The sequence below is a fragment of the Nostoc sp. genome (assembly GCF_036918245.1).
Taxonomy (GTDB): Bacteria; Cyanobacteriota; Cyanobacteriia; order Cyanobacteriales; family Nostocaceae; genus Nostoc.
The window spans coordinates 1-1726 of sequence record NZ_JBALEF010000105.1 but is presented as its reverse complement, the minus strand read 5'-3'; the positions used below and the strand labels follow the sequence as shown (position 1 = coordinate 1726).

The window sequence follows — 1726 nt, the reverse complement described above, 5'->3', positions numbered from 1 at the left end:
TGAGGTTGCTGGAATACGCCATTAGTATTGGATTTTACATGCTGAGGAGTACCTTAATTCAAAACCTGATAAGATGTCAAATGGGTTCTATATCCACGATCGCCTTCAAAAGTCCATCAGTTTGACCGAGTGTTTTCGCTCTAGGAACGGCTGACGCATCCACCTTCGCCACGCGGATAGCATATCCTTGTTGCTGTGCTTCAGTTTCAGTCAAACCCACATGAGCCAGTTCTGGATCGATGAACAGACAGGATGGAACCAATCGATCCCGTGTACTACGGTTGCCCCCATCAATTAAATTAGCTTTGATAATGCGATAATCATTGAGCGATATATGAGTGTATTGCGGGCCGCCGTTGATATCGCCTAACGCCCAAATTCCAGGTACGTTCGTCTCCAGGCGATCATTGACTTGAATAAATCCGCGTGTATCGGTTGCCACACCAGCAGCAGCTAAATTTAAGCTATCGGTATTGGGCGCACGACCAACGGCGACGAGCAAATGCGACCCCTGGAGGGTGATTTCACGATCGGCAACTTGGATTTGCAGGATGGTTTCATTACCAGTGCGATCGACCCTCAACACCTTCGCCTTCAGCAAGAATTCAATACCATCTTGTTCCAGCAATGTTTGAACTGCGATCGCTATATTTGGATCTTGCTGTGACAGGATTTGCTCACTTTGCCCAATGACAGTAACGCGAGAGCCAAAGCCCCGAAACATCTGGGCAAACTCTAAACCAATATAGCTACTACCGAGAACGATCAGGTGTTCAGGCAGGTGTTCTAACTCCATAATCGACTCACTTGTCAAAAATCTAGCTTCTATGAGTCCGGGTACGGATGGAATTAACGGTCGTGTACCTGTATTAACAAACAATCGTTCAGCGGTAAGTACGCGAGTGTTTCCCTCAGTCGTCGTCACTTCAATTGTTTTGGGAGCAACAAACCTTGCTGTGCCAATGAGCAAGTTGTTATCCAGAGCCGTTTCTAAATTGTGCAAGTTCATTTCACGGGCAGATTGCACAACCGTTCGTTTTCGTTTGATTACCTCTGCTAGATCAACGATGGGTGTATTAGCTTTAACACCATAAGCGGCACTGTTTCGCACTGTGTTTGCCACATTGGCACTCGCCACCATAGTTTTAGTAGGAATGCAGGCAATATTAATGCACCCACCACCAATCATATTTAAACTGCGTTCAACCAGAGCGGTTTTACGTTCGTCAGCGACTAACGCCGGTGCAAGTGTTTTACCCGCTTTGCCGCCGCCGATAATAATGTCGTCATAGTGTTGAGCGTTCACTTCCATATCCTTTGAGTTTGATCAGGTGAATAAGATTTCTAGAAGGTATTATGAATTTCAGAAAAAACTGGCTGACTAAGAAGGTTTTAGCGATAACGTATTTGGCGAGCGTAACTCAAGATGCTTGCCCTAACTGGGTTTTCAAAAAGTGCATAACACCCGCTAGAAGATTCAACTTTTTCTACAAGCTTGCTTCATCAAGATACGGTTGTTTTTATACACCTCTAAAGTTCCAGACTGCGGGTTATCTAACGTGCCATCCCACACCCAGTATTCATAAATTCCATTCCGAAACTTATACACTCGAATACCTTCTGTCGCTTGGCTAGTAGTCTGCCAAGGCTACTTTGCTGGGTCAAACAGTCGGATATAAGCGCTCCATTTTTCTCCGTGCATCTGTAGTTTGAAAGCGCCAATAGA

Annotated in this window: 1 protein-coding gene; it reads right to left on the bottom strand. The window is 45.3% G+C overall.

Annotated features, from left to right (window positions below; genetic code table 11):
* Positions 1 to 76: 76 nt before the first annotated feature.
* Positions 77 to 1312, bottom strand: a complete 1236-nt coding sequence (locus V7L12_RS30705) for a mercuric reductase (RefSeq protein WP_335090184.1) — start codon at positions 1310 to 1312, stop codon at positions 77 to 79.
* Positions 1313 to 1726 lie beyond the last annotated feature (414 nt).